Genomic DNA, 244 nt, shown 5'->3' with positions numbered 1-244 from the left:
CTCTGCCTTGGCTTTGTCTTTCGGTTTGTAAGGACGAGCTGGCATCACTGCGGTTTGGTAATGATTCGCCAGTTTTTGATAGCTATCGTTCAGCCTCGGCTCATAACGATTGGCTTTGGTGACCGCGCTGCGTAGGTTATCGGGAACTAAGAGTTGTGGTACGCCACCGAAGTGTTCGAACGCATTCACATGCGCCTCTAACCAGTAAGGTTTTCCTTGGCTGGGGAAGGCTTCAACATAGGTG

The 244-nt window shown here is 50.8% G+C and carries 1 pseudogene; it reads right to left on the bottom strand.

What is annotated here, in order from left to right:
* A pseudogene (locus A142_RS09315) lies at positions 1-244 on the bottom strand (DDE-type integrase/transposase/recombinase); the annotation flags it as partial.

The sequence above is a fragment of the Vibrio splendidus 12E03 genome (genome assembly GCF_000272105.2).
Lineage (GTDB): Bacteria > Pseudomonadota > Gammaproteobacteria > Enterobacterales > Vibrionaceae > Vibrio > Vibrio splendidus_I.
This window is presented reverse-complemented; position numbering and strand designations above follow the sequence as displayed.